This window comes from Streptomyces sp. NRRL S-378, from assembly GCF_000720645.1.
GTDB lineage: Bacteria > Actinomycetota > Actinomycetes > Streptomycetales > Streptomycetaceae > Streptomyces.
In genome coordinates, this window is record NZ_JOBX01000011.1 from 15727 (window position 1) to 37739 (window position 22013).

19 protein-coding genes and 1 pseudogene are annotated in these 22013 nt (G+C 76.0%); 8 read left to right on the plus strand and 12 right to left on the minus strand.

Going from position 1 to position 22013, the window contains the following annotated elements; translation table 11 throughout:
* Window positions 1–156 precede the first annotated feature (156 nt).
* Window positions 157–963, minus strand: coding sequence for a hypothetical protein (locus IH80_RS0110140; protein ID WP_030959395.1), 807 nt, complete (start codon window positions 961–963; stop codon window positions 157–159).
* Entirely contained in the window at window positions 963–2246 is a 1284-nt protein-coding gene (locus tag IH80_RS0110145; RefSeq protein WP_030959396.1) for a VWA domain-containing protein, read from the minus strand. The genes IH80_RS0110140 and IH80_RS0110145 overlap by 1 nt, the downstream gene beginning before the upstream one ends.
* 104 nt (window positions 2247–2350) lie before the next feature.
* Between IH80_RS0110145 and IH80_RS0110150 the strand changes: the two genes are divergently transcribed.
* Window positions 2351–2716: a DUF6204 family protein gene (locus IH80_RS0110150; RefSeq protein ID WP_030959398.1), complete on the plus strand. Its 366-nt coding sequence runs from the start codon at window positions 2351–2353 to the stop codon at window positions 2714–2716.
* A gap of 63 nt (window positions 2717–2779) precedes the next feature.
* Here the strand turns inward: IH80_RS0110150 and IH80_RS0110155 are convergent, their stop codons facing one another.
* A complete protein-coding gene (locus IH80_RS0110155; RefSeq protein ID WP_030959400.1) occupies window positions 2780–4420 on the minus strand; it encodes an FAD-dependent monooxygenase in 1641 nt (546 codons plus the stop codon).
* Window positions 4421–4515: 95 nt separating this feature from the next.
* Complete coding sequence (locus IH80_RS0110160; protein WP_030959402.1) at window positions 4516–4926, minus strand: organic hydroperoxide resistance protein; 411 nt, start codon at window positions 4924–4926, stop codon at window positions 4516–4518.
* A 128-nt stretch (window positions 4927–5054) separates the two neighbouring features.
* On the opposite strand from IH80_RS0110160, the gene IH80_RS0110165 reads away from it, so the two are divergent.
* Together IH80_RS0110165 and IH80_RS0110170 are read left to right on the plus strand one after the other, a co-directional pair.
* Entirely contained in the window at window positions 5055–5543 is a 489-nt protein-coding gene (locus IH80_RS0110165) for a MarR family winged helix-turn-helix transcriptional regulator (RefSeq protein ID WP_030959404.1), read from the plus strand.
* Between the two features lie 52 nt (window positions 5544–5595).
* Window positions 5596–6630, plus strand: a complete 1035-nt coding sequence (locus IH80_RS0110170; RefSeq protein ID WP_030959405.1) for a PHP domain-containing protein — start codon at window positions 5596–5598, stop codon at window positions 6628–6630.
* Between the two features lie 61 nt (window positions 6631–6691).
* Here IH80_RS0110170 and IH80_RS0110175 read toward each other — a convergent pair whose 3' ends face one another.
* A complete protein-coding gene (locus IH80_RS0110175; protein WP_234432188.1) occupies window positions 6692–7453 on the minus strand; it encodes a UbiA family prenyltransferase in 762 nt (253 codons plus the stop codon).
* A 220-nt stretch (window positions 7454–7673) separates the two neighbouring features.
* On the opposite strand from IH80_RS0110175, the gene IH80_RS0110180 reads away from it, so the two are divergent.
* Genes IH80_RS0110180 through IH80_RS0110190 form a run of 3 tightly spaced genes read left to right on the plus strand, consistent with a single transcriptional unit; the run spans window position 7674 to window position 10346 of the window.
* A complete protein-coding gene (locus tag IH80_RS0110180; RefSeq protein ID WP_030959408.1) occupies window positions 7674–8732 on the plus strand; it encodes a type III polyketide synthase in 1059 nt (352 codons plus the stop codon).
* A 4-nt stretch (window positions 8733–8736) separates the two neighbouring features.
* Window positions 8737–9324, plus strand: coding sequence for an isoprenylcysteine carboxyl methyltransferase family protein (locus IH80_RS0110185; RefSeq protein ID WP_051809030.1), 588 nt, complete (start codon window positions 8737–8739; stop codon window positions 9322–9324).
* Window positions 9321–10346 carry an NAD(P)/FAD-dependent oxidoreductase gene (locus IH80_RS0110190; protein ID WP_030959411.1) on the plus strand — a complete coding sequence of 342 codons (1026 nt, stop codon included), beginning with the start codon at window positions 9321–9323 and terminating at the stop codon, window positions 10344–10346. The genes IH80_RS0110185 and IH80_RS0110190 overlap by 4 nt, the downstream gene beginning before the upstream one ends.
* Window positions 10347–10418: 72 nt before the next feature.
* Here the strand turns inward: IH80_RS0110190 and IH80_RS0110195 are convergent, their stop codons facing one another.
* The gene (locus IH80_RS0110195) at window positions 10419–11471 is read right to left on the minus strand and encodes a hypothetical protein (protein ID WP_030959412.1); all 1053 of its coding nucleotides are present in this window, start codon (window positions 11469–11471) and stop codon (window positions 10419–10421) included.
* A 172-nt stretch (window positions 11472–11643) separates the two neighbouring features.
* Between IH80_RS0110195 and IH80_RS0110200 the strand changes: the two genes are divergently transcribed.
* Window positions 11644–13251, plus strand: coding sequence for a carboxylesterase/lipase family protein (locus IH80_RS0110200; RefSeq protein WP_078906436.1), 1608 nt, complete (start codon window positions 11644–11646; stop codon window positions 13249–13251).
* Here the strand turns inward: IH80_RS0110200 and IH80_RS0110205 are convergent.
* The 3 genes and pseudogenes from IH80_RS0110205 to IH80_RS47130 all read right to left on the minus strand — a co-directional run.
* Window positions 13235–13894, minus strand: a complete 660-nt coding sequence (locus tag IH80_RS0110205) for a hypothetical protein (RefSeq protein ID WP_030959416.1) — start codon at window positions 13892–13894, stop codon at window positions 13235–13237. The two genes, IH80_RS0110200 and IH80_RS0110205, sit on opposite strands and share 17 nt — an antisense overlap.
* Window positions 13895–13954: 60 nt before the next feature.
* Window positions 13955–14248: an MOSC domain-containing protein gene (locus tag IH80_RS45840; RefSeq protein WP_234432189.1), complete on the minus strand. Its 294-nt coding sequence runs from the start codon at window positions 14246–14248 to the stop codon at window positions 13955–13957.
* Window positions 14249–14574: 326 nt separating this feature from the next.
* Window positions 14575–14823, minus strand: a pseudogene (locus IH80_RS47130) (hypothetical protein); the annotation flags it as partial.
* Between IH80_RS47130 and IH80_RS0110215 the strand changes: the two are divergent.
* Complete coding sequence (locus IH80_RS0110215; RefSeq protein WP_030959418.1) at window positions 14725–15204, plus strand: HAD domain-containing protein; 480 nt, start codon at window positions 14725–14727, stop codon at window positions 15202–15204. The pseudogene IH80_RS47130 and the gene IH80_RS0110215 overlap by 99 nt on opposite strands.
* Here IH80_RS0110215 and IH80_RS0110220 read toward each other — a convergent pair.
* From IH80_RS0110220 to IH80_RS0110230, 3 genes are read right to left on the minus strand one after another with little or no spacing between them, the layout of a single operon-like run.
* Entirely contained in the window at window positions 15170–17080 is a 1911-nt protein-coding gene (locus IH80_RS0110220; RefSeq protein ID WP_030959419.1) for a hypothetical protein, read from the minus strand. The two genes, IH80_RS0110215 and IH80_RS0110220, sit on opposite strands and share 35 nt — an antisense overlap.
* Window positions 17077–20829: a vWA domain-containing protein gene (locus IH80_RS0110225; protein WP_030959420.1), complete on the minus strand. Its 3753-nt coding sequence runs from the start codon at window positions 20827–20829 to the stop codon at window positions 17077–17079. Before IH80_RS0110225 ends, IH80_RS0110220 begins: the two co-directional genes overlap by 4 nt.
* A complete protein-coding gene (locus IH80_RS0110230) occupies window positions 20826–21986 on the minus strand; it encodes an ATP-binding protein (RefSeq protein ID WP_030959422.1) in 1161 nt (386 codons plus the stop codon). Before IH80_RS0110230 ends, IH80_RS0110225 begins: the two co-directional genes overlap by 4 nt.
* Between the last annotated feature and the right edge of the window lie 27 nt (window positions 21987–22013).

Here is a 22013-nt window from a genome sequence, read left to right on the forward strand (position 1 = left end):
GCATGGCCCAGTGCCCGCCGCCGCACGCGGCGCGGGCAGGGCGGTCACGGCCGGGACCGTGACCGCCTCCGCGACCATCCCGCCGTGACCACCTCGCCGCGGCCACCCGCCGGGCGGCCTACGGGCGGCCGGCGGGCGGCCGACCGGGGAGCGGGGTCAGGCGCCGGGCGGCACCCGGGAGGGGCGGCCCGTGCCGCGCGTCAGGGAGTACCCGAAGATGCCCGCGAGGGCGCCGAGCACCCCGCCGGCCGCGGTCCAGAGCCAGCGGTCCGACCACCAGCCGCCGGACCAGCCGTCCTCCGGCTCGCGCAGGGAGCCGGTCACCGTCCCGGCGACCAGCGGCTTGGCCAGGGACCCGTCCACCGCGAAAGCGCCTCCCTCCTCCTGTACGTCGGCCTCGACCGTGGCGCGTACCGGCAGACCCAGGTCCTCCTCCGGCAGGTCCACGACCGTCAGCCGGACGTAGTAGCTGCCCGGCAGCGGGTCATTGGCCCACGGCTCCGCACCGGCGCGGACCGTGCGCAGGGTGCAGGACAGTTCGACGGAGGCGGCCTCCCTGGCCGCCGCCCGGCTCTGGGCGCCGTAGGTGCAGGCCTGTCGGCGGCGCAGGCCGTCGTACACGTCGAGCTGCCACGTCGAGGTGCCGTGCCGGGCGGCCGACTCGGGCAGGGTGACGTTGGCCTTGACCGTGACCCGCTGCTGGGCGTCGACCGGAAGCACCCAGTACAGGTAGTCGCCGCTGGAGGCGCCCGCCGTGGCCTTCTGGCCGGGCCGGAACGGGGCGGCGGTGCGGAAGCTCGTGCCCGCCTCGGTCGGGGCGGCCTCCGCCCCGGCACCGCCCTTGCCGGCGGTGGCGCTCGGCGACGGGGTGTCCGCGGAGGCGGTGCCGGCGGCCGTACCGGCCACCGCGAGGGCGGCGGCCGCCGCGAGCAGGCCCGCGGTCAGTGTGCGTACGGTACGCATCAGTTGGTCCTCCAGACGGAGATGCGCCAGCGCGAGATCCATCCCCACACCAGGCCTGCCAGCAGTCCGGCCAGCACCAGCACGGCCAGCGTCCACCAGCCGCGCCCGAGGCCGAAGGCCGCGGCGTCGGAGGTGTCGTCGGGACCGTCCACCAGGTCGATGGTCAGCTCGACGGGCATGCCGGGGGTGGTCTTGACGGACGCGGGCGCGGAGAAGGAGTTGCTGACCTGGAGGCAGACGGTCTCCGCAGCGGGCTTCGCGTCCGAGTCCGAGTCGGAGTCGTCGGCCTCGGCCTTGGGGTAGCGCAGGCCGGTGGAGAGGACGTCGGTACGCCCGTCGCCGGCCTCCGAGCCGCGTACGATCTCCCGCCCGTGGACGGTCGTGGCACGCAGCAGGACGCCGTAGTCGTTGTTGACGGCCCGGTCGGCGCCGATGCTCACCGAGGCGCGCAGCTCCTGGCCCGGGAGGACGTCCACCCGGTACCAGCGGTGCTCGCCGAAGGTCTCGCGGTCGCTGTAGAGGCCGGCCTTCAGCTGCGGGGCGCCCGCGCACTGCTTCGCGCCCTCGGTCGCCACGGGGTTGACGACCGGGTCGGCGGCCCGGTCGACGAGTTGGCGGACCCTGCCGGAGAGTTCGGCCTTGTGCTGGACGGAGGTGTACGTACCGCCGGTGGCCTCGGCGATGCAGGTCAGCTGGGCGCGGGTCTTCGCGTCCGGGACCAGGCCGAGGGTGTCGATGACCAGGTGGATGCCCTTGGCGGCGATGTCGCGGGCCACTTCGCACGGGTCGAGCGGGGCGCAGGTGTCCTCGCCGTCCGTGATGAGGACGATCCGCTTGGTGGCGTTGCCGCCCTCGAGGTCCTGGGCGGCGCCGAGCAGGGCCGGTCCGATCGGCGTCCAGCCGGTCGGGGCGAGCGTCGCGACGGCGGTCTTGGCCTCGGTCCGGTCGAGGGGTCCGACCTTGTAGAGCTGCTTGGTGTCCTTGCAGCCGAGGGTGCGGTCGTCACCCGCGTAGTCGGCGCCCAGGGTCCGTATGCCGAGCCGGACTTCGGCGGGCACGGCGTCGATGACCTCGTTGAAAGCCTGCTTCGCGGCGGCCATCCGGGACTGGCCGTCGATGTCGTTGGCCCGCATGGAGCCGCTGACGTCCAGGACCAGGTCGACCTTGGGGGGTTCCTTCGCCGTCGGTTCGTCGGCGGCCGTGGCGCTCGCCGGGAAGAGGCCGACGGCCAGTGCGGCGAACAGGCCGCAGGCCCGGGCCGCAAGCCGTTTTCTTGTGATCATCGCCGGATCGTATTGAGGATCGTCCGGCAATCCAAAAACACGGGCCGGGCGGACCGGTGGATATCCGGATGCGCGGGACGGAGCACCCGGCCTAGGCTGCCCGGATGAGCACCCGTACCTTCCGCATCACCGTCCGCGGCGCGTTCGACGGCCTGACCGACGGCCAGAGGGCCGAGCTGCTCGCGGCGGCGCCCGAGCACGACATGCTGCGCGCGGAGTTCACCGCCGAGGGACACCTCACGTACGACCTGGCGGCCCGTCCCTTCTTCACCTTCCGTTTCCTGGATTCGGGCGAGGCGGAGGAGGACATCCTCGACGCGACGGCCCGCGCGGAACTCGCCGCGGAGAGCTGGCTGACGGAACGCGGTTACGGCTTCAGGCAGTTGCGCTCGCAGGCCCAGGACCTGTCGCTGGCTCCGCTGGGCAAGCGGCAGCGCCGGGAGGCCGCGCGGGCCCGCTCGGAAGCCTGACGGGACGGGTACCGGCCGCGGCGCCGGGGCACGGCGCCGTCCGGGGGGGCGGCGCCTACCCGGTCAGGTCCCGGTGAGCGGGGCGAAGACGGTCGCGAGGTGGGCCGCCAGTTGCTGCGGGGTCGGCGGGGAGAGCCGGGCGCCGAGGTATCCGTCCGGGCGGACGACGAACGCGGTCGGCGCGTCGGCGGCGTAGATCCGGGCGAACTCGCCGGCGGTGTCGTGATAGGTCGGCAGGACGGCCGGGCCCGCCGGGGTGTCGGGCGGGGTACCGGCGGGCAGGACGACGCACGTCCCGACCCGGCCGCCGGAGGACTCCCGTGCCGTCCGGGCGAGTTCGTCGAGGCCGGTCCCGTACAGCAGCAGGACGTGTTCGCGCTCGCGCAGGAGGTCGCCGAGGCGCAGCGGGACGGCGGCGATCGGCGAGGTGAGTCCCGTGCAGTCCGGGGCCCGGTCGCCGGGGCGGGGTCCGGGGCCCCGGCCGGGCGGGTCGACGACGGGGCTGCCGCGGTAGCCGACGAGCAGCTGGGCCTCGCGCAGGATCAGGGTGTCCGCGTCCTCGGAGTCGGACTGGACGCCCTGAGCGGAGGCGTGGCGGACCGTGCGGCCGACGACCTCCTCGCCGACGGGCCTGCGCTCGGCGTCGTAGCTGGGGAGCAGGCCGGGGTGGGCGGCGCCCTCGACGGCCAGGGCGAGCTTCCACGCCAGATTCCAGGCGTCCTGGATGCCGGTGTTCATGCCCTGGGCGCCGGTCGGCGGGTGGATGTGCGCGGCGTCGCCCGCGATGAAGACCCGGCCGTGGCCGTACCGGTCCACGATCCGGTGGCTGATGCGGAACACCGATGACCAGCGGATGTGGGAGGCGGTCGTGGGTGTCGGTGAGAGCCGGTCCAGGACGGTCTGGATGTCGGCCAGTTGCGGGGTCCGGCCGCCCTGGAGGCCGTGGGCCACACCGTCCGCGGCGGCCGCGGCCTGCTCCGCGGTGGACAGTTCGGGCGGCACCTTCATGGACATCCGGTAGCGGCCGCGGCCCGGCAGCGGGATGCACACCAGTACGTCGTCGACGGCGCCCGCGCCGTCCAGGTGCATGGCACGCAGGGAGTAGCCGTACGGCAGGTCCCAGTCGGCCTCGACGTCGGCGAGCATGTACTCCTCGGGGAAGGCCCCGCCCTCGAAGGCGAGGCCCAGTCCCTTGCGGACGGTGCTGTGGGCGCCGTCGCAGCCCACCAGGTACCGGGTGCGCAGTTCCTCCTCGGCGCCGGAGGGGGTGCGCAGGCGGCTGGTGACGCCGTCGGCGTCCTGGCTGAACGACACCAGTTCGGTGCCGCGTTCGACGGCGGTGCCCCAGCGGCCCAGGTGCTCGTCGAGGATGCGTTCGGTCTCGTACTGGGGCAGCGCCGCGAAGCGGTAGGGCACTTCGGGCGGCAGGACGAGGTCGATGCGGGGCCGCTCTGCGCCGTTGACGTAGGTGAGCTGGCCGCGCATGGGGACGGCCGCGTCCAGGACGGCGCGGACCGTGCCCATGCGGTCCCAGATCTCCAGGGTCCGCGGCTGGATGCCGACGGCCTTCGCGAAGGGCAGGCGGGCGGGGAGCCGGTCGACGATCCGGCAGGTCACGCCGCGTCGGCGGAGTTCCGCGGCGGCGGTCAGTCCGATGGGGCCGGCGCCGACGACCAGTACGTCCGTCGTGTTGCTGTGCGCCACTGGCAGCTCCCGGCGTGCGGCCCCGTCGGAGTCGGTCTCGGTCCGACTCCATGGTGGCCGCCCGCCGGGCGTCCGGCATCTCCGCCCGGTCCTCGTTACTCGACGACGATGTCGACCTGGATGTTGCCGCGGGTGGCGCGGGAGTACGGGCAGACCTCGTGGGCCTGCTTCACCAGGAGGGCGCCCGTCTCCCCGGCCAGGGATTCCGGGAGCTCGATGCGGAGGGTGACCCCGAGGCCGAAGCCGGCGCCGTCCTTGCCGATGGAGACCTCCGCGGTGACCGAGACGTCACTGGTGTCCGCCTTGGCCTGGCGGCCGACGAGACCGAGCGCACTGGCGAAGCAGGCGGCGTAGCCGGCGGCGAAGAGCTGCTCGGGGTTGGTGCCCTGCCCGTTGCCGCCCAGCGCCGGAGGCATGGCCAGGGCGAGGTCGAGCTGGCCGTCGGAGCTGACGGTGCGGCCCTCGCGGCCGTTGGCGGTGGCGACAGCGGTGTAGAGCGCGTCCATGAGAGTTCCTCTCGCAGAAGTGAACCGTGGCGGCGGCCGGTGGTCGACCGCGCCCCACCAGTAGAGCACGCAATTAAGTTGTGCACAACTCAATGCCCTCCAAGGCCTGGCCGGGTACACTGGCCGCCATGACCGAGCAGCCCACCGGGACCCCCTCCGACCAGGACTTCCTGCGTCTCGACGGCCAGATCTGCTTCGCGCTGAACGCGGCCGGCCGCGCTTTCGGCAGCCTCTACCGCGTGGTTCTCAAGGACCTGGGGGTCACGTACCCGCAGTATCTGGTGATGCTGGTGCTGTGGGAGCACGGCGAGCTGCCGGTCAAGGAGATCGGGCAGCACCTCCGGCTGGACTCGGGCACCCTGTCCCCCCTGCTCAAGCGGCTGGAGGCGGCCGGCCTGGTCCGCCGCGAGCGCAGCGCGCAGGACGAGCGCTCCGTGCGTGCCGGGCTGACCGAGGAGGGCGCGGCGCTGCGCGCCCGCGCGGTGGAGGTGCCCCGGCGGATCGCCGCGGCCACCGGGTTCGAGCTGGCCGAGGTCGTCGACCTGCAGGCGCGCCTGAGCCGACTCACCGCCGCGCTGGACGCCGCCGTACCCCTGGAGGAGGCGCGGGAGGCGTAGCCGCCGTCCGCGACGGACACTGGGGCCACCCCGTAACGGCAGGAGGTGGCCGATGGACCCGGTTGCGGCGCTCGACCGGATCGCGTTCCTGCTGGAGCGCGCACAGGCACCCACCTACCGGGTGCGGGCCTTCCGGACCGCGTCCGCCGTCGTCGTGCGCATGGGCGGGGCGGAGGTGGCCGAGCGGGCCGCCGCCGGCTCCCTGGAGGCCGTGAAGGGCCTCGGTCCCAAGACGGCGGCGGTCGTGCGGGAGGCCCTCGCCGGCGGGGTGCCGGCCTACCTGCAGGCCCTGGAGGACGAGGCGGCCGCACTCCCCGAAGGTCCCCCGGCCTCGCCCGCGGCCGCCGCGCTGCGGGCGGCGCTGCGCGGGGACTGCCACCTGCACTCGGACTGGTCGGACGGCGGCAGCCCGATCGAGGCGATGGGACGGACGGCGGCGGGTCTGGGCCACGAGTGGGCCGTGCTGACCGACCACTCGCCGCGGCTGACGGTCGCCCGGGGCCTCTCCCCGGACCGGCTGCGCGAGCAGCTGGACGTGGTGGCGGCCCTCAACGACGACTGGGCGCCGTTCCGGCTCCTCACCGGGATCGAGTGCGACATCCTGGACGACGGGGCGCTCGATCAGGAGCCGGAGCTGCTGGAACGGCTCGATCTCGTCGTCGGCTCCGTGCACTCGAAACTGCGGATGGACGCGCCCGCGATGACCCGGCGGATGCTGGCGGCCGTGCGCAATCCGCTGATGGACGTCCTCGGCCACTGCACGGGGCGGCTGGTCACCGGCCGCGGCCGGCCGGAGTCGCAGTTCGACGCCGAGGCGGTGTTCGCGGCCTGCGCGGAGGCCGGTACCGCCGTGGAGATCAACAGCCGGCCCGAACGGCTGGATCCGCCGAGGCGGCTGCTGCGGCTGGCCGTGGCGGCCGGGGCCTTCTTCGCGATCGACACGGACGCCCACGCCCCGGGCCAGCTGGACTGGCAGATCCTCGGCTGCGAACGAGCCGCGGAATGCGGTGTCCCGACGGAACGCGTCATCAACACCTGGCCGGCCGCAGCGCTCCTGACCTGGACCCGCACCCGTCAGGCGCCCTGAGGCCGACGGCCGGCGAAGGGGCCTGGGCATCCGGCCTGCACAGCTCCCCGATGGCGTGGCCTCAGGGCCCGAGTTCGGCGACCAGCAGGATCACGTCGGCTCCGGCCACCGCCATCACCGTCCGGAACGGGAGTCTGCCCGCCGGCCTGCGGGACGCGAGGAGCAGCGCCGTGGCCGTCGCGCCCAGCAGCACCCAGCCGTACCCGGTCACCCGGCCCGGCGGGCCCGCGACGAGGGCCGCTGCCGAGGCCAGGACGAGCAGCCCGGCCAGCGCCGCCGACCGCCGGGCACCGAGGCGCTGCGGCAGCCCGGCCACCCCGGTGGCCAGGTCGCCCTCGATGTCGGGCAGGACATTGGCGAAGTGGGCGCCCGCACCGAGCAGCGCCGCGGCCGCCGTCAGCCAGGGCGGCGGCCAAGGCGCGCCGGGCAGCCCGAGGGTGACGAAGGCCGGCAGCAGGCCGAACGCCACGGCGTACGGGGCCCAGGAGACGACCGTGCCCTTCAGCCGGAGGTTGTACCCCCAGGCGGCCACCACACCCACCAGGTGCACGGCGCCGGCCAGGGTCCCCACCGCCAACGACAGCGGCACGCACAGCAGGAGCGCGAGAGCGGCCGCCCACGCCACGGCGGCGGGCGAGGCCGTACCGGCGACCAGGGGCTTGTCCCGTCGACCCGTGGCCAGGTCGCGCCGCAGGTCGGTGCGGTCGTTGCACCAGCCCACCGACACCTGGCCGGCGGCCACCGCCCCCGCGAGGAGGGCCGTCCCGGGCGGACCGTGCCCCGCCGCGAGCGCGAGGACCGCGGTGAAGAGCGTCACGGCCACGGCGGGCAGCGGATGACACGCCGCCGCCAGGCCTGCGAGGGCACGTCCGGCACGGGCGGGGGCGCCGCTTCCGGCACTCCCGGCACCATCGGCGCTCCCGGCGCTGTCGGCACTCTCGGGGATCTGCGTGGTTCGCACGGGCACGGCGACACGCTATGCGGCGCCGCGCCCGAATCAGATGATTCATAACGAAGTGTCAGTTGTTTCCTATGGTGACTCAATGACACGTGTTCTGGCAGTGCGCAGCGTGTTCCCGCCCCATCGCCATCCGCAGGCCGAGATCACAGAGGCGCTCGCCCGCTTCCTCCCGCCCGGCGCCGACACCGCGCTGCTGCGCCGGGTCCACGCCTCGGTGCGCGTGGAGAGCCGCCATCTCGCGCTCCCGCTGGAGCGCTACGGGCCCGCGAACGACTTCGGCACGACCAACGCCCTCTTCCTGGAAACGGCTCTCGGCCTCGGAGCCCGGGTCCTGGAGCGCGCGCTCGCCGACGCCGGCCTGGCCGCCCCTGAGGTCGATCTGATCATGTCGACCACCGTGACCGGGCTCGCGACGCCCTCGCTGGAGGCCCGCCTCGCCGCCCGTGCCGGACTGCGTCCCGACGTACGGCGGGTGCCGCTCTTCGGTCTCGGGTGCGCCGCCGGGGCCGCCGGCGTGGGCCATCTCCACCAGATGCTCACGGGCCGGCCCGGCCACGCGGGCGTCCTGCTGTCCACCGAACTCTGCTCGCTCACCCTCCAGTCCACCGACTCCTCGATGGCGAACCTGGTGGCCGGTGCCCTCTTCGGCGACGGCGCGGGCGCCCTGGTGGCGGTGGGCCGCGACCATCCCCTGTACGCGACGGCCCCCGGCCCCGAGGTCGTCGCCGCGCGCAGCCGCCTCTACCCGGGCACCGAACACCTCCTGGGCTGGGACATCGGCCACTGGGGCATGCGCATGGTGCTCGGCCGTGAACTCCCCGACCTGGCGCGGCTGCACGTGGCCGAGGAGGTGGAGAGCTTCCTGGCCGCCCACGACCTCAAGCCCGCGGACGTCGACGCCTGGATCTGCCATCCCGGCGGCCCGAAGATCCTCGACGCGCTCTCGGACGCGCTGGCGCTGCCGGAGTCGGCGTTCGCCGCGAGCCGGCGTTCGCTGGCCGCCGTGGGCAACCTCTCCTCCGCCTCCGTCCTGCACATCCTGGAAGGCGTCCGCTGCGCCGGACCGCCCCCCGGGTCCGTCGGTCTGATGCTCGCCTTCGGACCCGGCTTCGCCTCCGAACTCGTCCTCCTGCGCTGGTGAACCCATGACCCTGACCTCCCTGACGTCCACCCCCTCCCTGACCCCGTACCTGCTGCTCATCTGCCTCGTCGTCGCCGAACGGCTCGCCGAGCTCGTCACCGCGCGGCGCCACACCGCCTGGAGCCTGGCACGCGGCGGCCGCGAGTACGGACGCGGCCACTACCCGGCCATGGTCGCCCTGCACACCGCGCTGCTCGTGGGCTGCGCGGTCGAACCCTGGGCGGCCGGACGGCCGTTCGTCCCCCTGCTCGGCTGGTCGGCCCTCGCCGTCGTCGCCGCCGCCCAGGCGCTGCGCTGGTGGTGCATCGCCACCCTCGGGCCGCGCTGGAACACCCGGGTGCTGGTCGTTCCCGGCCTCCCGCTGGTGGAGCGGGGCCCGTACCGGGTGCTGCGCCACCCCAACTACGTGGCGGTGGTCGCGGAAGGGGCCGCCCTGCCGCTGGTGCACTCCGCCTGGGTGACCGCCCTGGGCTTCACGGTGCTCAACCTGGTGCTGCTGCGCGTACGGATCGGCTGCGAAGACGCCGCCCTGACGGACGTCGGGCGGCTGCGGGCACCCGCCTCCGTCCCGTCGGCCGGCGCGCCGTCATGATCGACCTGCTGATCGCGGGCGGCGGTCCGGCCGGCCTGGCGACCGCCATCCACGGAGCCCTCGCCGGTCTGGAGACCGTGGTGCTGGAGCCTCGGCCCACCCCCATCGACAAGGCCTGCGGGGAGGGCCTGATGCCCGGGGCGGTACGCCGCCTCGACGAGCTGGGCGTGTCCGTCACCGGGCAGCCGTTCCGCGGGATCCGCTACGTCGACGGCGGGAGCGGCCTGCGGGCGGAGGGGCTCTTCCGGTCGGGGCCGGGCCTCGGCGCCCGCCGCACGTCCCTCCAGGCCGCACTCGCCGAACGGGCTGCGCAGCTCGGCGTACAGGTCCTGCCGCAGCGCGTCGACCAGGTGCGCCAGGGCGTCGACCACGTCACCGCGGCCGGCCTCTCCGCCCGCTACCTCGTCGCCGCGGACGGCCTGCACTCCCCCGTCCGGCGCGGACTCGGCCTGTCGGCGCCCGCCACCCCGCGCCGGCCGGCCCGCTACGGGCTGCGCCGCCACTACGCCGTCGCACCGTGGAGCGACCTGGTCGAGGTGCACTGGTCGGCCCGGTGCGAGGCCTACGTCACCCCACTGGCACCCGACCGGATCGGCGTGGCGGTCCTCACCACCGACCAGGCGCCCTTCGACGAACAGCTCGCCCACTTCCCTCATCTGGCGGACCGGCTGGCCGGGCGCGCCGACACCCCGGTGCGCGGCGCCGGACCGCTGCGCCAGGGGGCACGCGTACGCGTCGCGGGGCGGGTGCTGTTCGTCGGGGACGCCGCGGGGTACGTGGACGCCCTGACCGGTGAGGGCCTCACCCTGGCCGTGACCGCCGCGGGCGAACTGGTGCGCTGCGTACGGGCGGGCCGGCCGCAGGCCTACGAGCAGGCCTGGCGGGACCTGTCGCGCAGCTACCGCGCCCTCACCGAGGCGCTGCTGTGGGCGCGGCGGCGGCCGCGCCTCGCGCCCCGGATCGTCCCGCTGGCCGCCCGGCTGCCCCGCGTGTTCACGGGGGCGGTCAACCTGCTCGCCTGAGGGAGACGCGCGAACGGAGCGGCACCCCGCGCGCGGGGCGCGGGGTGCCGCTGCGGCGCTCGCGGCCGCGGGTCAGGCCGAATTCTCCTGACGGTTCCTCAGTGCCAGTCCGGCGAGGACCGCGCCGGTTGCCGCGCACAGCATCACGGCGGCACCCGCCCAGGCCGGGGGGTCACCCACGGTGCCGGCCAGCGGGTCGAAGGCCAGCGAGCCGCCGACGACGTGCAGGGCGACCACGCCCAGGGCAGCGGCCGCGCCGGCCCGCCACACCACCGTGGTGTCGCGCAGCGCCACCAGCGCCCCGACGCCCAGGCACACCACGGTGACCAGCAGGGGCAGGAGACCGAGGGCGTTCCCGGGCGGCAGGGCCGTCAGGTCCTGCGGCAGGTGCAGGGCGCCGCTGACCAGCAGGGCGATCGCCACGGGCCAGCGCAGCACGTGCCGCAGTGCCGCAGTGCGGTCCGGCCCCTCGACGGGAGCCGGCCGCCGGGACTTCGGCCGGTGGGACGTGTCGTGCAGCTCCCGGTACGGGGGCTCGAACCGCTCCCGCGACGGGGGTTCGAACCGCTCCCGCGACGGGGGTTCGAACCGCTCCCGGGGCGGCTGCGGGTGCGACTCCGCGGCCGGTGCGGCCGCCGCGGCGGGCCCGGTGCGGCGCTGCTGCTCCGGCTCGCCGGTCGCGTCCTTGCCGAGGATGTTCACCAGCAGGGCGACGTCCTCGATGGACCGTCCGACGGCGGCGGCACGCAGCGTGATGTCCGCCTCGCCGACCTCGTGGGGGGCCTCACCCAGCAGGGTGACCATCCGTTGTACGTCCTGCACGGGCCGGGTCACGGCGGCCGCGCGCAGCGCCTCCTGGCCGGCGTCGGGCAGCCGGCCGTCCTCCTTGAGGAGGCTCACCAGCGCGGTGACCTCCTCCACCGGACGGCAGGTGGCTGCCGTCTCCAGGAGGGTCCGCATCCGCAGGGTGTTCGGCGCGTCGCCGTCGTCCGGAACGGCAGGATCGTCCCCGGTGGCGGGGACGTCCGAGGCGCCGGGGACTGCGGGGGTGTCGGGGGCGGTGTCGTCGGGGGTCCCGTGGCGGTCCTCGTGTTGCGTCGCCGCGAGAGTGATGGGGTCATTCATCGAAAGCTCCGTTCGCCGACGCGCGGGTCTACGCAATCGCGCGCCGGTCATCGTGCGTCATGGGAAGCGCACGCTTTGTTACATTGAGTGCCACTTCCGCCCACTGCGCCATTCGGGGCGGGCAAACGGGGGTCCCCGCCCGGGCCCGGAGGAGACGAGGCCCGTGTCCGACATGCGAGGGGTCCGACGCCGGTGCGCCCTGCTGCTGCCGCTCGTACTGCTGCTCGCGGGGGCGGCGGCCGGTCCGCCGGCACCGGTCGTGGACACCGACCGCGGGCGGGTGCGCGGCCGGACGCACGGCGCGTACAGCACCTTCGAGGGCATTCCCTTCGCGGCTCCTCCGACCGGTCCGCGGCGCTGGCGGCTGCCGGAGCCCGCGCGCCGCTGGGAGGGCGTACGGGACGCCGGTGCGCCCGGTTCCCGCTGCGTGCAGCTGCCCGTGCTCGCGCCCGGGGGGCCGGTCGGGTCCGAGGACTGCCTGTACCTCAACGTGACCGCTCCGGCGGGTCGCACGACCGGGGCTCGGCAAAGTCTCCGGCCGGTCATGGTGTGGTTCCACGGCGGCGGCTTCTTCAGCGGCTCCGGCGACGCCTACCGGCCGGAGCGGCAGGCCGTCCGGGGTGACGTGGTGGTGGTGACGGTCAACTACCGGCTGGGCGTCTTCGGCCTGTTCGGCCATCCGGAGCTCGGCGGGGCTCCGGGCTTCGCCCTGGCGGACCAGCGGGCGGCGCTGCGGTGGGTACGGACCAATGCGGAGCGGTTCGGCGGGGACCCGGGCAACGTCACCGTCTTCGGCGAGTCCGCGGGGGCGCTGAGCGTCTGCGCGCACCTGACTTCGCCCGCCTCCGCCGGACTGTTCCACAGGGCGATCGTGCAGAGCGGATCGTGCTCGACCACGACACCGCCGTCGGCGCTGCTGCCGGGCCTCGGGACGTACGAGCCCTTCGTGCCCGCGCGGCGCACGGCCGAGGAGGGCGCCCGGGCTGCGGCCCGGCTCGGCTGCGGCCGGCCCCCGGGCGTGCTGGACTGCCTGCGCGCGCTGGACGCCCGTACCCTCGCGACCGCCGACCTGATGCAGCGGTTCTCCCTGGTGCCCTACGGCGACGCCGCCCTGCCGATGGAACCGCGGCGGGCGTTGGAGTCGGGACGGTTCCACCGGGTGCCGGTGGTGCAGGGCACCACCCGGGACGAGATCCGGCTCTTCCTCGCGCAGACGCTGGGGGCGTACCCGATCGGCGACGAGAGCGCCTACCGGGCCCGAATGCAGCGGTCCTTCGGCGGGGAGACGGCCCGTGCCGTGGAGGCCGCCTACCCGGTGTCGGCGTACCCGACACCGGCGATCGCCTGGGCAACCCTGCTGACCGACGCGTCGTTCGTCTGCCCGACGCTGCGGGACGGCGCGGCGCTGCGGCGGTACGCACCGGCGTACGGCTACCGGTTCAGCGACCGCGACGCGCCGGACTTCACCGGGCTGCCCCCGGTGCCGGGGCTGCCGTGGGGCGCGGCCCACGGCTTCGAACTGCCGTACCTGTTCACGATCACCCCGCTGAGCGGGGCGCAGCAGCGGCTCGCGGACCGGATGACCGGCTACTGGACGGCGTTCGCGCGGACCGGCGTTCCCGCTGCGCCCGGTGCCCCGCGCTGGCCGCTGCTGGGGGCGGCGGCGCGGGTGCTGTCGCTGGCTCCGGGCACGGGTGGGATCCGTACGGTGGACGGCCGGGCCGAACACCACTGCGCGTTCTGGGACGCGCGGTGGCCGGGGGTCACCACGGCTGGGTGACGACCTCGTGCTCGGCCGTGCGGAGGGTCAGGGTGCCGTGGTCGCCGTAGACCTCGCGGCGCCATGCGGTGAACACGGCGGCGATGCGGCGGGCGTCCTCCGCCGCGCCCTTGCCCACCTGCCGGGTGGAGAAGGTGATCCGCGCCTCGCCCACCGACCGGACCTTGCGGACCCGGGTCTCGGTGACCGACACCGCGTGGTCCTGCGCGGTGCTGTGCTCGAGCCGGTAGGCCGTGAAGTCGCGGGTCATGTCGAACCAGTCGGCCGGACCGCAGGGACCGCCGCCGTTGCCCGTGCCGCCGTCGGTGGGCGGCCCGGCGTGGGCGCCGGTCTGCTCGTCCGTCGGCGGACCGGCAGGCGCTCCGGTGTCCTCGTCGGTCGGCGGCCCGGCGTGGGCGCCGGTCTGCTCGTCCGTCGGCGGACCGGCGGGGGCTCCGGTGTCCTCGTCGGTCGGCGGCCCGGCGTACCCGCCCGGCCCTTCGTCCGTCGTCACGTCCCGATCGCAGTCGGCCGGAGCGGACGCGGGCGCCCCGGCCGGCTGCGCGGCCTGCCCCGCCCGTGTGGTCCCGCACCCCGCCAGCACGGCGCACAGGAGCCCCGCCACCACCACGCGCCCGGTCACGGCCACCGCTGTCTTCGCCATGGTCCTCCCCCCTTCGGCCTTCAAGAGGCGCCCGCGGGGACGGTGGTTCCCTCCGGCTCCTCAGCCGAGTACGAGGGGATCGCCCACCCGGACCGTCCCCGGGGTGAGGACCGTGGCGAGCGCGTCGATCCGGTTGTCGTGGGCGGTGGCGATCGCCTTGAGGACCGCCGGTGCGTGGGGAAGGTCCTGCTGGGCCTGGTTGGTCATCACACAGCGCTCGCTGGAGCGCAGGAAGCCGATGCGCACGCCGGCGCCCAGGCGGGCCTCGCGGCCGATCCACTCGTCCTCGACGAAGGCCGGGGTACCGGGCGGTGTCCGCACGAGGACGTTCGGCCGGAACCGGCGCTCGTCCACGGGCACGTCCAGTACCGCGCGGCGGACCCAGTCGAGCGTGGCCGTGGCAGGACGCTGACCGGTAGCTGGTCGAAGTGCGACACCGCGCCCTCCCCGGCCAGTTCGACATCGTCACGGCCGAGGTGGGTGCGCAGGTGGGCCGTGGGATCGGCCACCGCGCGGCCGTCGCTGTCGAGCAGTTCCGGCGGTTCCCCGGCTCCGCCGGCGCACCGGGAGCTCAGGTGCAGCAGCCCGTCCATCCGCCGGAAGCGCCGGGTGTTCTTGCCCGAGCCGAACCTGCCGTCGCCGTCGCGCACGGCGTACAGCCGGTCGCCCACCAGGCCCCGCAGGTCCACCTGCGCGCTCTGCAGCAGTTCACCCCCGGTCGACTTGATCGGGTACCGCCACAGCCGCTCTATCACGCCCACCTCGTCCGCCACCGCCGTGACGTGAGTACACCTGTCCCGCCTCCCGGCGGGCAGGGCTACCGTGAGGGCATGACCAGCTCCACGGCCCTTCCCCTCCTCTACCTCGATGTCGACGGACCGCTCATCCCCTTCGGGGCGGGCCCGTACCCGCCCGGTGACGGCCCCCACCCCCTGCTCGCCCGCGTGGACCCCGCGCTCGGGCCGCTGCTGGCGGGGCTGCCGTGCGAACTGTGGTGGGCGACGACCTGGATGACGGAGGCCAACGAGTGCGTCGCGCCTCGCCTCGGGCTGCCGGAACTGCCCGTGGTGGACTGGCCGGAGCCTTCCGAGGAGGACGGACGGGGCGGCGTCCACTGGAAGACCCCGGCCCTCCTGCGCCACGCGGGCGGACGGCCCTTCGTGTGGATCGATGACGAGATCACCGACGCCGACCGGGCCCGGGTGGCCGAACGCCACCCGGGCCCGGCCCTGTTGCACCGCGTAGACCCGGGCCGGGGCCTGACCGTCGGGGACTTCACCGCACTGCGGGAGTGGCTCCGCTCGGTGTAGCCGCCGTCCACGAGGCGGCGACCAGGGAACGCTCCGCCGCCGCCAGGTGGGTGGCCGCGGCCAGCCAGGCCCAGGCGTAGCCGTCGGGCGACGGGTCGGCGAGCCGGCCGAAGGCGTCCCGCGGGCGCCGGTCGGCCTCGGCCGCCAGGGCGGCGGCCAGGTCGGCCGCCGCGCTGAGTCCGGCCCGGCGCAGCGGGCCGAACGCGGTCTGCGGCGCCGCACCGCGGGCCGCCTCGGCGACCGCGCGGCGGCCGCCTGCGACACCGGTCTCCAGGAGGCGGCGCACCCGCCACAGCGGGGAGTCGGCGAGCGGGTCCGGGGCCTCGGCCACCGGTCCGGGCCCGGCCCCGGCAGCGGGCTCGGGAGCGGTGTCCGGCGGCGGGAAGTGCGAGCCCTGGAGCCGGTCGTAGCCGAGGTCGGCCCGGCCCAGCCACTCCTCGGGCAGCTGCAGCGTGTACGGCTCGTCCGGCACCGGGCCGACGGCCACCGGGCGCAGCGTGGCGGCGCGGTCGAGATCGGGACGGCCCAGGACGCGCAGGTGCAGTCCGGGGTACGAGGCGATGCGCCGCAGGTTCTCGGTGTGTGGCAGCTCCGGGTGCGGGTGCGCGGGCAGCAGCCGCAGCAGGGGTGCGTCCGGGCGTGCCTCGTGGACGAGGAGGTGATCGCCGGCCGCGCCGACGACCACGACGTCGCAGCCGATCAGGGCGGTTTCGGCGTCGGCCGCATGGGCCGGGTCCGCCAGCAGCGCGGCGACGGCCTCGGCGGCGGGCCCCGCGAAGAGCGGGGCCGCGGGCCCGTCGGCCCACGCGGCCCCGGGCAGCGGGGTCGCCTTGACCCCGCGTCCGGCACCGAGCCGGCCCTCCGCGGAGACCGTCGCGCCGACGATGCGCAGGCCGCCCCGGGCGAGCCCGGCGTGGTCGAGGGTGGCACCGCCGAGGGCGACGGAGGCCCGTCCGGCCCCGCGGGCACGGGCCAGACCTCCCGGCCGGACGTCCGAGATCGAGTAGCGCGAGCCGTCGGGGGCCAGCAGGTGGGTGACGACCCCGCCGTAACCGGTGGCGGAGAGCACGGGCTCACGGCACAGGCCGTGCACCTGGAGGCTGCCGCCGGCCGTGTAGGCGCGCCGGGAGGTGCCGGTCAGGGCCGCGTCGGCCGCACCGGAGGCCAGTACCCCGGCGGTGTGCAGGAGTTCGCGGAAGGATCCGGTGAGGTCGCCCAGGCGGTGTGCGGTGCGGCGTTCACGGGCGGCGCGCAGCCCGCGTACGACCCGTAGGGCGGCCGCTTCCGCGCGGGGCAGCCCCGCCAGGCGGGCGGTGTGCGCGGCGCGCAGCAGTTCGGCCTGGACGACGGCTCCCCCGGCGGTGACACCGGCCGCCAGGGCCTCGGCCGCGGCGTGCCAGAGCGCGGCCGCGGCGCCGAGCTGGGCAGCGGTGAGCGCCGGAACGGGCTCTGCGGGGTCGGCGGACACGGCCGGGGCCGCTCCGGCTCCGGCTCCGGCGTCGACCGGTGCCGTGTGTTGCGTCTCCCCCGGCACGGCCTCGGTCGGCTCCGGTGCCGGCTCCGGCTCCGGCTCCGGCGGGGCCGCGTCCGCGAGCGGGGCCGCGCCCAGAGCCGCGGCCCGGTGCAGGCAGCGGGGTGCCAGCAGGCAGGTGCAGCCGGCCTGTCCGGCCTCGGTGACCGTCCCCGTCGGACCGGGCCGCAGGGTGACGAGGGCGTCCTCGCCGAACCGGAAGGTGACGCTTCCGTCGGGTTGGTGGACGGCGGTGTCCGCGCAGCCGGCGGTGGCGTCGTCCAGCTTCTTGCGCAGCCGTGCGGTGAGGCTCTCGACCGCCTCGGCGAGCACCTCGGGTGCGACGGGCGGCAGTTCGGTGCTCAACGGGACTCCCCACGGAGGCGGTCGCCCACCCATCGGGCGAGGGCGAGTGGACTGAGGGCGGCCACGGGCATGCCGGCCGCGACGAGTTGCCGCGCGACCGGGACCGAGTACCGGGGGTTCCCCGTGTCGTCGAGCGCGGCGCAGCCCAGCAGATGGGCGCCGGAGGCGGCCAGTGCGCGGACCTCGCCGAGCAGTCCGGCGATCGGGCCGCCCTCCTCGAAGTCGCTGACCACGACGACGAGGGTGCGGCTCGGGACGGTGATCAGGGAGCGGGCGTGGGCGAGACCGGCGGCGATGTGCGTGCCGCCGCCCACGCGCACCTCCAGCAGCAGCGAGAGCGGGTCGTCGACGCGGTCGGTGAGGTCCACGACCTGGGTGGAGAACGCGAGGAAGTGGGTGGACAGGGTGGGGACGCCGCCCAGTACGGCCGCGGTCAGGGCCGACCAGATCACGGAGGCCTCCATGGAGCCGGACACGTCGACGACCAGGACGAGCCGCCAGTCGGCCTCGCGGCTCGCCCGGGTGCTGAAGACGGGCCGCTCCGGTACGACGACCACCGTGCCGTCGGGCCGTCGGCGGGCGTGCGCGAGGTTGGCCCGCAGGGTGCGGGCGAGGTCGAGCCGGCCGCCCGGGCGCCGGGTGGGACGCGGGGTGCTGAGACCGGACAGCGCCGGTCTCAGCCGCGTGGCGAGCTCCTTGGCGAGTTCGTCGACCAGCCGCCGCACCAGGGGGCGCAGCCGGGCGAGTTGTGCCTCCGGCAGTCCGCCGGCGAGGGACAGTACGGAGCTCAGCAGTTCCACGGAGGGCCGCACGGCCTCCGGGTCGAGCTGGGCGAGCACGTCGGTGCGGCCGGCTTCGGCCGCACCGGCCAGCACCTCCTCCCGTACGTCCGCGCCGAACAGTGCCTCGAGCTCCTGCGACCATTCGCGGGCGGTCGGGAAGGAGGCCTCCCGGCCGCCGCCGCGGCCCGGTCCCTGACCGGTTCCGAGGTCGCCGGCTCCTTCGCCCCGCCCCGTGCCGTACAGCTCGTCGAGGGCGTGGGCATAGCGGCGGGCGCCGGCCGGGAGCCGGTCGCGTTCGCGGCCGAGCAGCAGCCGCCAGCGGTCGGCCGGGGCGAGCCGGCGCTCGTCGGACCCGTCCGTCCGCGCGGGCGGTGCGTCGGGGGCGGCCGGGGCCTGGTCCGCGGCCCCGACCGGTTCCCGCTGCTGGGGCAGCGGGAGGGCCTCGAGTGCGGCGAGCCCGGCGGCGTCGGCGGCGGCCCAGAGGGCGAGCAGGGCGGGCGGGGCGTCGAGGGCGAGGTCGAGGCGGTCGCCGAGGCGGTCGGTGACGGTGTCCAGCAGCCGGTCGCGGGCGGCCGGCGCGAGGGCGTCGAAGCCGCCGCGCAGGGCGGGGAGACGGTCGAGGAAGTCCTGGTCGGCGAGGTGCTCGACGCGGTCCAGGAGCGGGGTGAGGGCGGCCGGGGAGGACTGCAGCAACGGGCCCGCGGCGGTGAGGAGTCCGGCGAGCCGTCGGGTCAGCCCGCGTCGGCTGTCGGGGGTGCCGGCGCTGTCGATCCATCCGGCGGCGCGATCGCCGAGCGCCTCGGCCGGGTCGAGGTCGAGGAGGACCCGTACGGCCAGGGCGGCGCCCTGCATCAGCGGGGACGCCGAAGCGGCCAGGGAGGCGAGCGCGTCGTCCGTGCGCAGGCCCAGGTGGTGGGCGGCGGCGCGGTCGGCGAGGGCCACGAGGGCGGCGGCGTCGGCCGGGTCCTCGCTGCCGGCGAGGCCGGGCAGGGAGCGTACGGCGGCCTCGAGGAGTTCGCCGGTGAGCGCGGCGCACGCGGCGCGGGACCCGGCTGAGGTGCCGGGGAGGTGGCCTCGGTGCAGGGCCTCCAGAAGGTCGAGGGCGTCGAGGAGTTCGGGCAGGGTCGCGGTCCGCGGCAGGGCGGTGGCCGCCTCGTGGAGGCGTACGTCGACCAGTTCGGGCAGGTCGCACCGTGCGGCGGCGGCCAGCCCGGCGAGGATCTGCGCCGGGGTCGGCCCGCCTTCGGCGGCGGCTCGTCGGGCGGTCTCGCTGAGCGTCCCGGCCGCCGCCTGGGCGGCGGTGACGCCGCGTACGCCCGTGAGGTCGAGCCGGGCCGGGACGGAAGGCGTCCAGGACAGCCGCCACTTGGTGCCGAGGGCGGTGCCGTCGCCGGTCGCGGCGACGGTGAGGGGCTCGCCGTAGGAGGCACCGCAGACGAGGAGGCGCTGGAGGAGGACCTCGCGACGGCCGTCGAGGGGGGAGCGCAGCGGGTCGAGGCGGACCTCGCGCGGCGCGGGGTCTTCCGGGCACGGCAGGCGGAGCTCGGCGAGTTCGGCCTCGACGGAGGGGCCGAGGCCGGAGCGGGGGGCGTGCGGGGTGATCCGCCCGCGGGCGGTGCCGACGAGCACCGCTTCGAGGGCCTGGGCCAGGGCCCGGCCACGGCCCAGGGGTTCGCCCTGGCCGAGGACGGTGGCGACGGCCTCCAGGAGTTCGCCGCGGCCGGGCGCGGGGAGCCCGCGCAGGACGGCGAGGTCGCAGGCGAGCCGCAGGGTTTCGGCGGCCTCGCCGGTGCCGGCGGTGTGTCCGGCCCTGCGGAGTTCCCGGCAGAGCCCGGTGACGGCCACGGAGGCGGCCTCCCGGAGCCGTTCGGGGTCGCCGCCGGCTCCGAGGACGGCCTGCTGCCAGAGCGGGTCGCGGATGCCGGCGGGGTAGCCGGAGCGGGAGTCGAGCAGGTCGAAGGAGTACGGCACGAAGGAGGTGACGGCCGCGGGTCCTCCCGGGGCGGCCGCGGAGGTGCCGGTGGTGCGGGGAAGCCGCCCCTGCTGCGCGGCCGGGGCCGGCCCGGTGCCGACGGCCTCGTCCCGGACCCGACCCGTGGCGGAGCCGTCGGCGGCGCCCGGCGGCGTGAGGAGGGCGGGGGCGTGGAAGGAGCCGATGACGGCGGCCACTCGGTGGCCGCCGGTGGCGGCGCCGGAGATGACGGCACGCATGTGCGCCTCACGGGCGAGGTCACGGTCCGGGACGGGCCCGTCCTCGCGCAGGGCCCAGCCGACGCCGAGCGCGGCCCGGCGTACGGCCTCCGGGGAGCAGCCCGGTGCCAGGACCTCGACGGCGCGGTCCCACAGGTCGTCGCCGTCGCGGCCCGTACCGGCGGCGGTGAGCCCCTCGGCGAAGCTGCCGGCGCGCCGCGGGGCGCCGCCCGCGGCGGCGTCCGCCACCGGCACGCTGCCGTCGGACGCCTCTGCGGGCGTGGCCGTGTCGGGTTCCGGCGCAGCGGCCGCAGGTGCGGCTCCGGCCGTGCCGGAGGCCGGGCTCGACGTGGTGTGCGCCGCGCGGGCCGTCGGCCCGTCCGTGGGCGGGGACGGGTGGGGCACGAGGGGGCCGGGGGTCCAGCCGGGGTCGGACAGCGGGAGGTCGCAGCACAGGACGGCCGCGCCCGACCGGCGGGCCCAGCGGATGGCCGCCAGTTCCGGGGAGAAGTCCGCGAACGGGTAGAACGCCAGGCGGCCGTCCTCGCCGGTGCCCGCGAGGGCGACGGGGGCGACGGTCTCCGGGTCGGCCAGGTGCTCCAGCCACGGCTGGAAGTCCACCGGGAGCTCGACGCAGACGACGTCCGCGCCGGAGGCGTCCAGCAGGGCGGGCACCACCGCGGCCAGCGCGGGGCTGTGGTGCCGCACCCCGATCAGGTAGGGCTCGCGGGCCGCGGCGAGCGCGTCGACCGCGGCCCGCGGGTCGTTGTGCGTCAACGCAGGCTCCCGCGCAGGTCCCAGAGGCGGCGCCACATCGCCGAGCCGTCCTCGGCGCGGCGCCGGACGGGGCCGTCCCAGTACCCCAGCAGCCTTCCGTGGTCGGCCGGGTCGTCCTTGCGTACGACGCCCAGCAGGTGCCCCGGCAGCAGGTCCAGCACGTCCCCGTCCGGGAGGTACGCGGCGGCGACGCCCAGCGAGGCCGCCACCTGCACCGCTTCGGCGGTGGACATGACCGTGCCGGGGCGTTCGACGTCCCAGCCCTCGGCGGAGCGGCCCGAGCGCAGGTCGCGGAAGACGGTGACGAGCGCGTCGAGCACGGCATCGTCCACGCCGAATGCGGCGCCGGCCCGCTGGACGGCGGCGACGGCCTGGCGGCGGATCAGCGTGGCCTCCGCGTCGGCGTCGGCGATCGGGGCGACGGTCTCGAAGTTGAAGCGCCGCTTGAGGGCGGCGGACATCTCGGAGACACCGCGGTCGCGCAGGTTCGCGGTGGCGATGACGGTGAAGCCGGGGGCCGCGGAGACCACCGCGTCCTCGGTGGCAGTCAGTTCGGGCACACTGACCCGCCGGTCGGAGAGGATCGACACCAGCGCGTCCTGCACCTCGGGCAGGCAGCGGGTGATCTCCTCCACGCGGACCACCCGCCCGGTGCGCATGGCGGAGAGCACCGGGGAGTCGACCAGGGCCTGCGGGGTGGGGCCCTGCGCGAGCAGGAGCGCGTAGTTCCAGCCGTAGCGGAAGGCGTCCTCGGTCGTGCCGGCGGTGCCCTGCACGGTGAGGGAGCTGGTGCCGCAGACGGCGGCGGCGAGCAGTTCGGACAGCATCGACTTGGCGGTGCCGGGCTCGCCCGTGAGGAGCAGGCCGCGCTCCCCGGCGAGGGTGACGACGCAGCGCTCCACCAGGGCGCGTTCGCCGACGAACTTGGGGGCGATGGCCAGCTTGGCCGGAAGGCCGGCGCGGCGCTTAGGCAGGGCCAGTTCGGTGCCGTCGCTGCCGCAGACGAAGGTGACGACGGCCCGCGGGGTCAGCGCCCAGCCGGGCGGCCGGGGGCCGGTGTCGTGGGCGGCGAGGAAGGCGAGTTCCTCGGCGTACCGTTCCTCGGCGGGGAGCACCTGCCGGGCGGCGGCGGGTGCGGATGGTGCGGTGGCGGTCATCTGGTTCCTCTGTGCGTGGACGAAGTG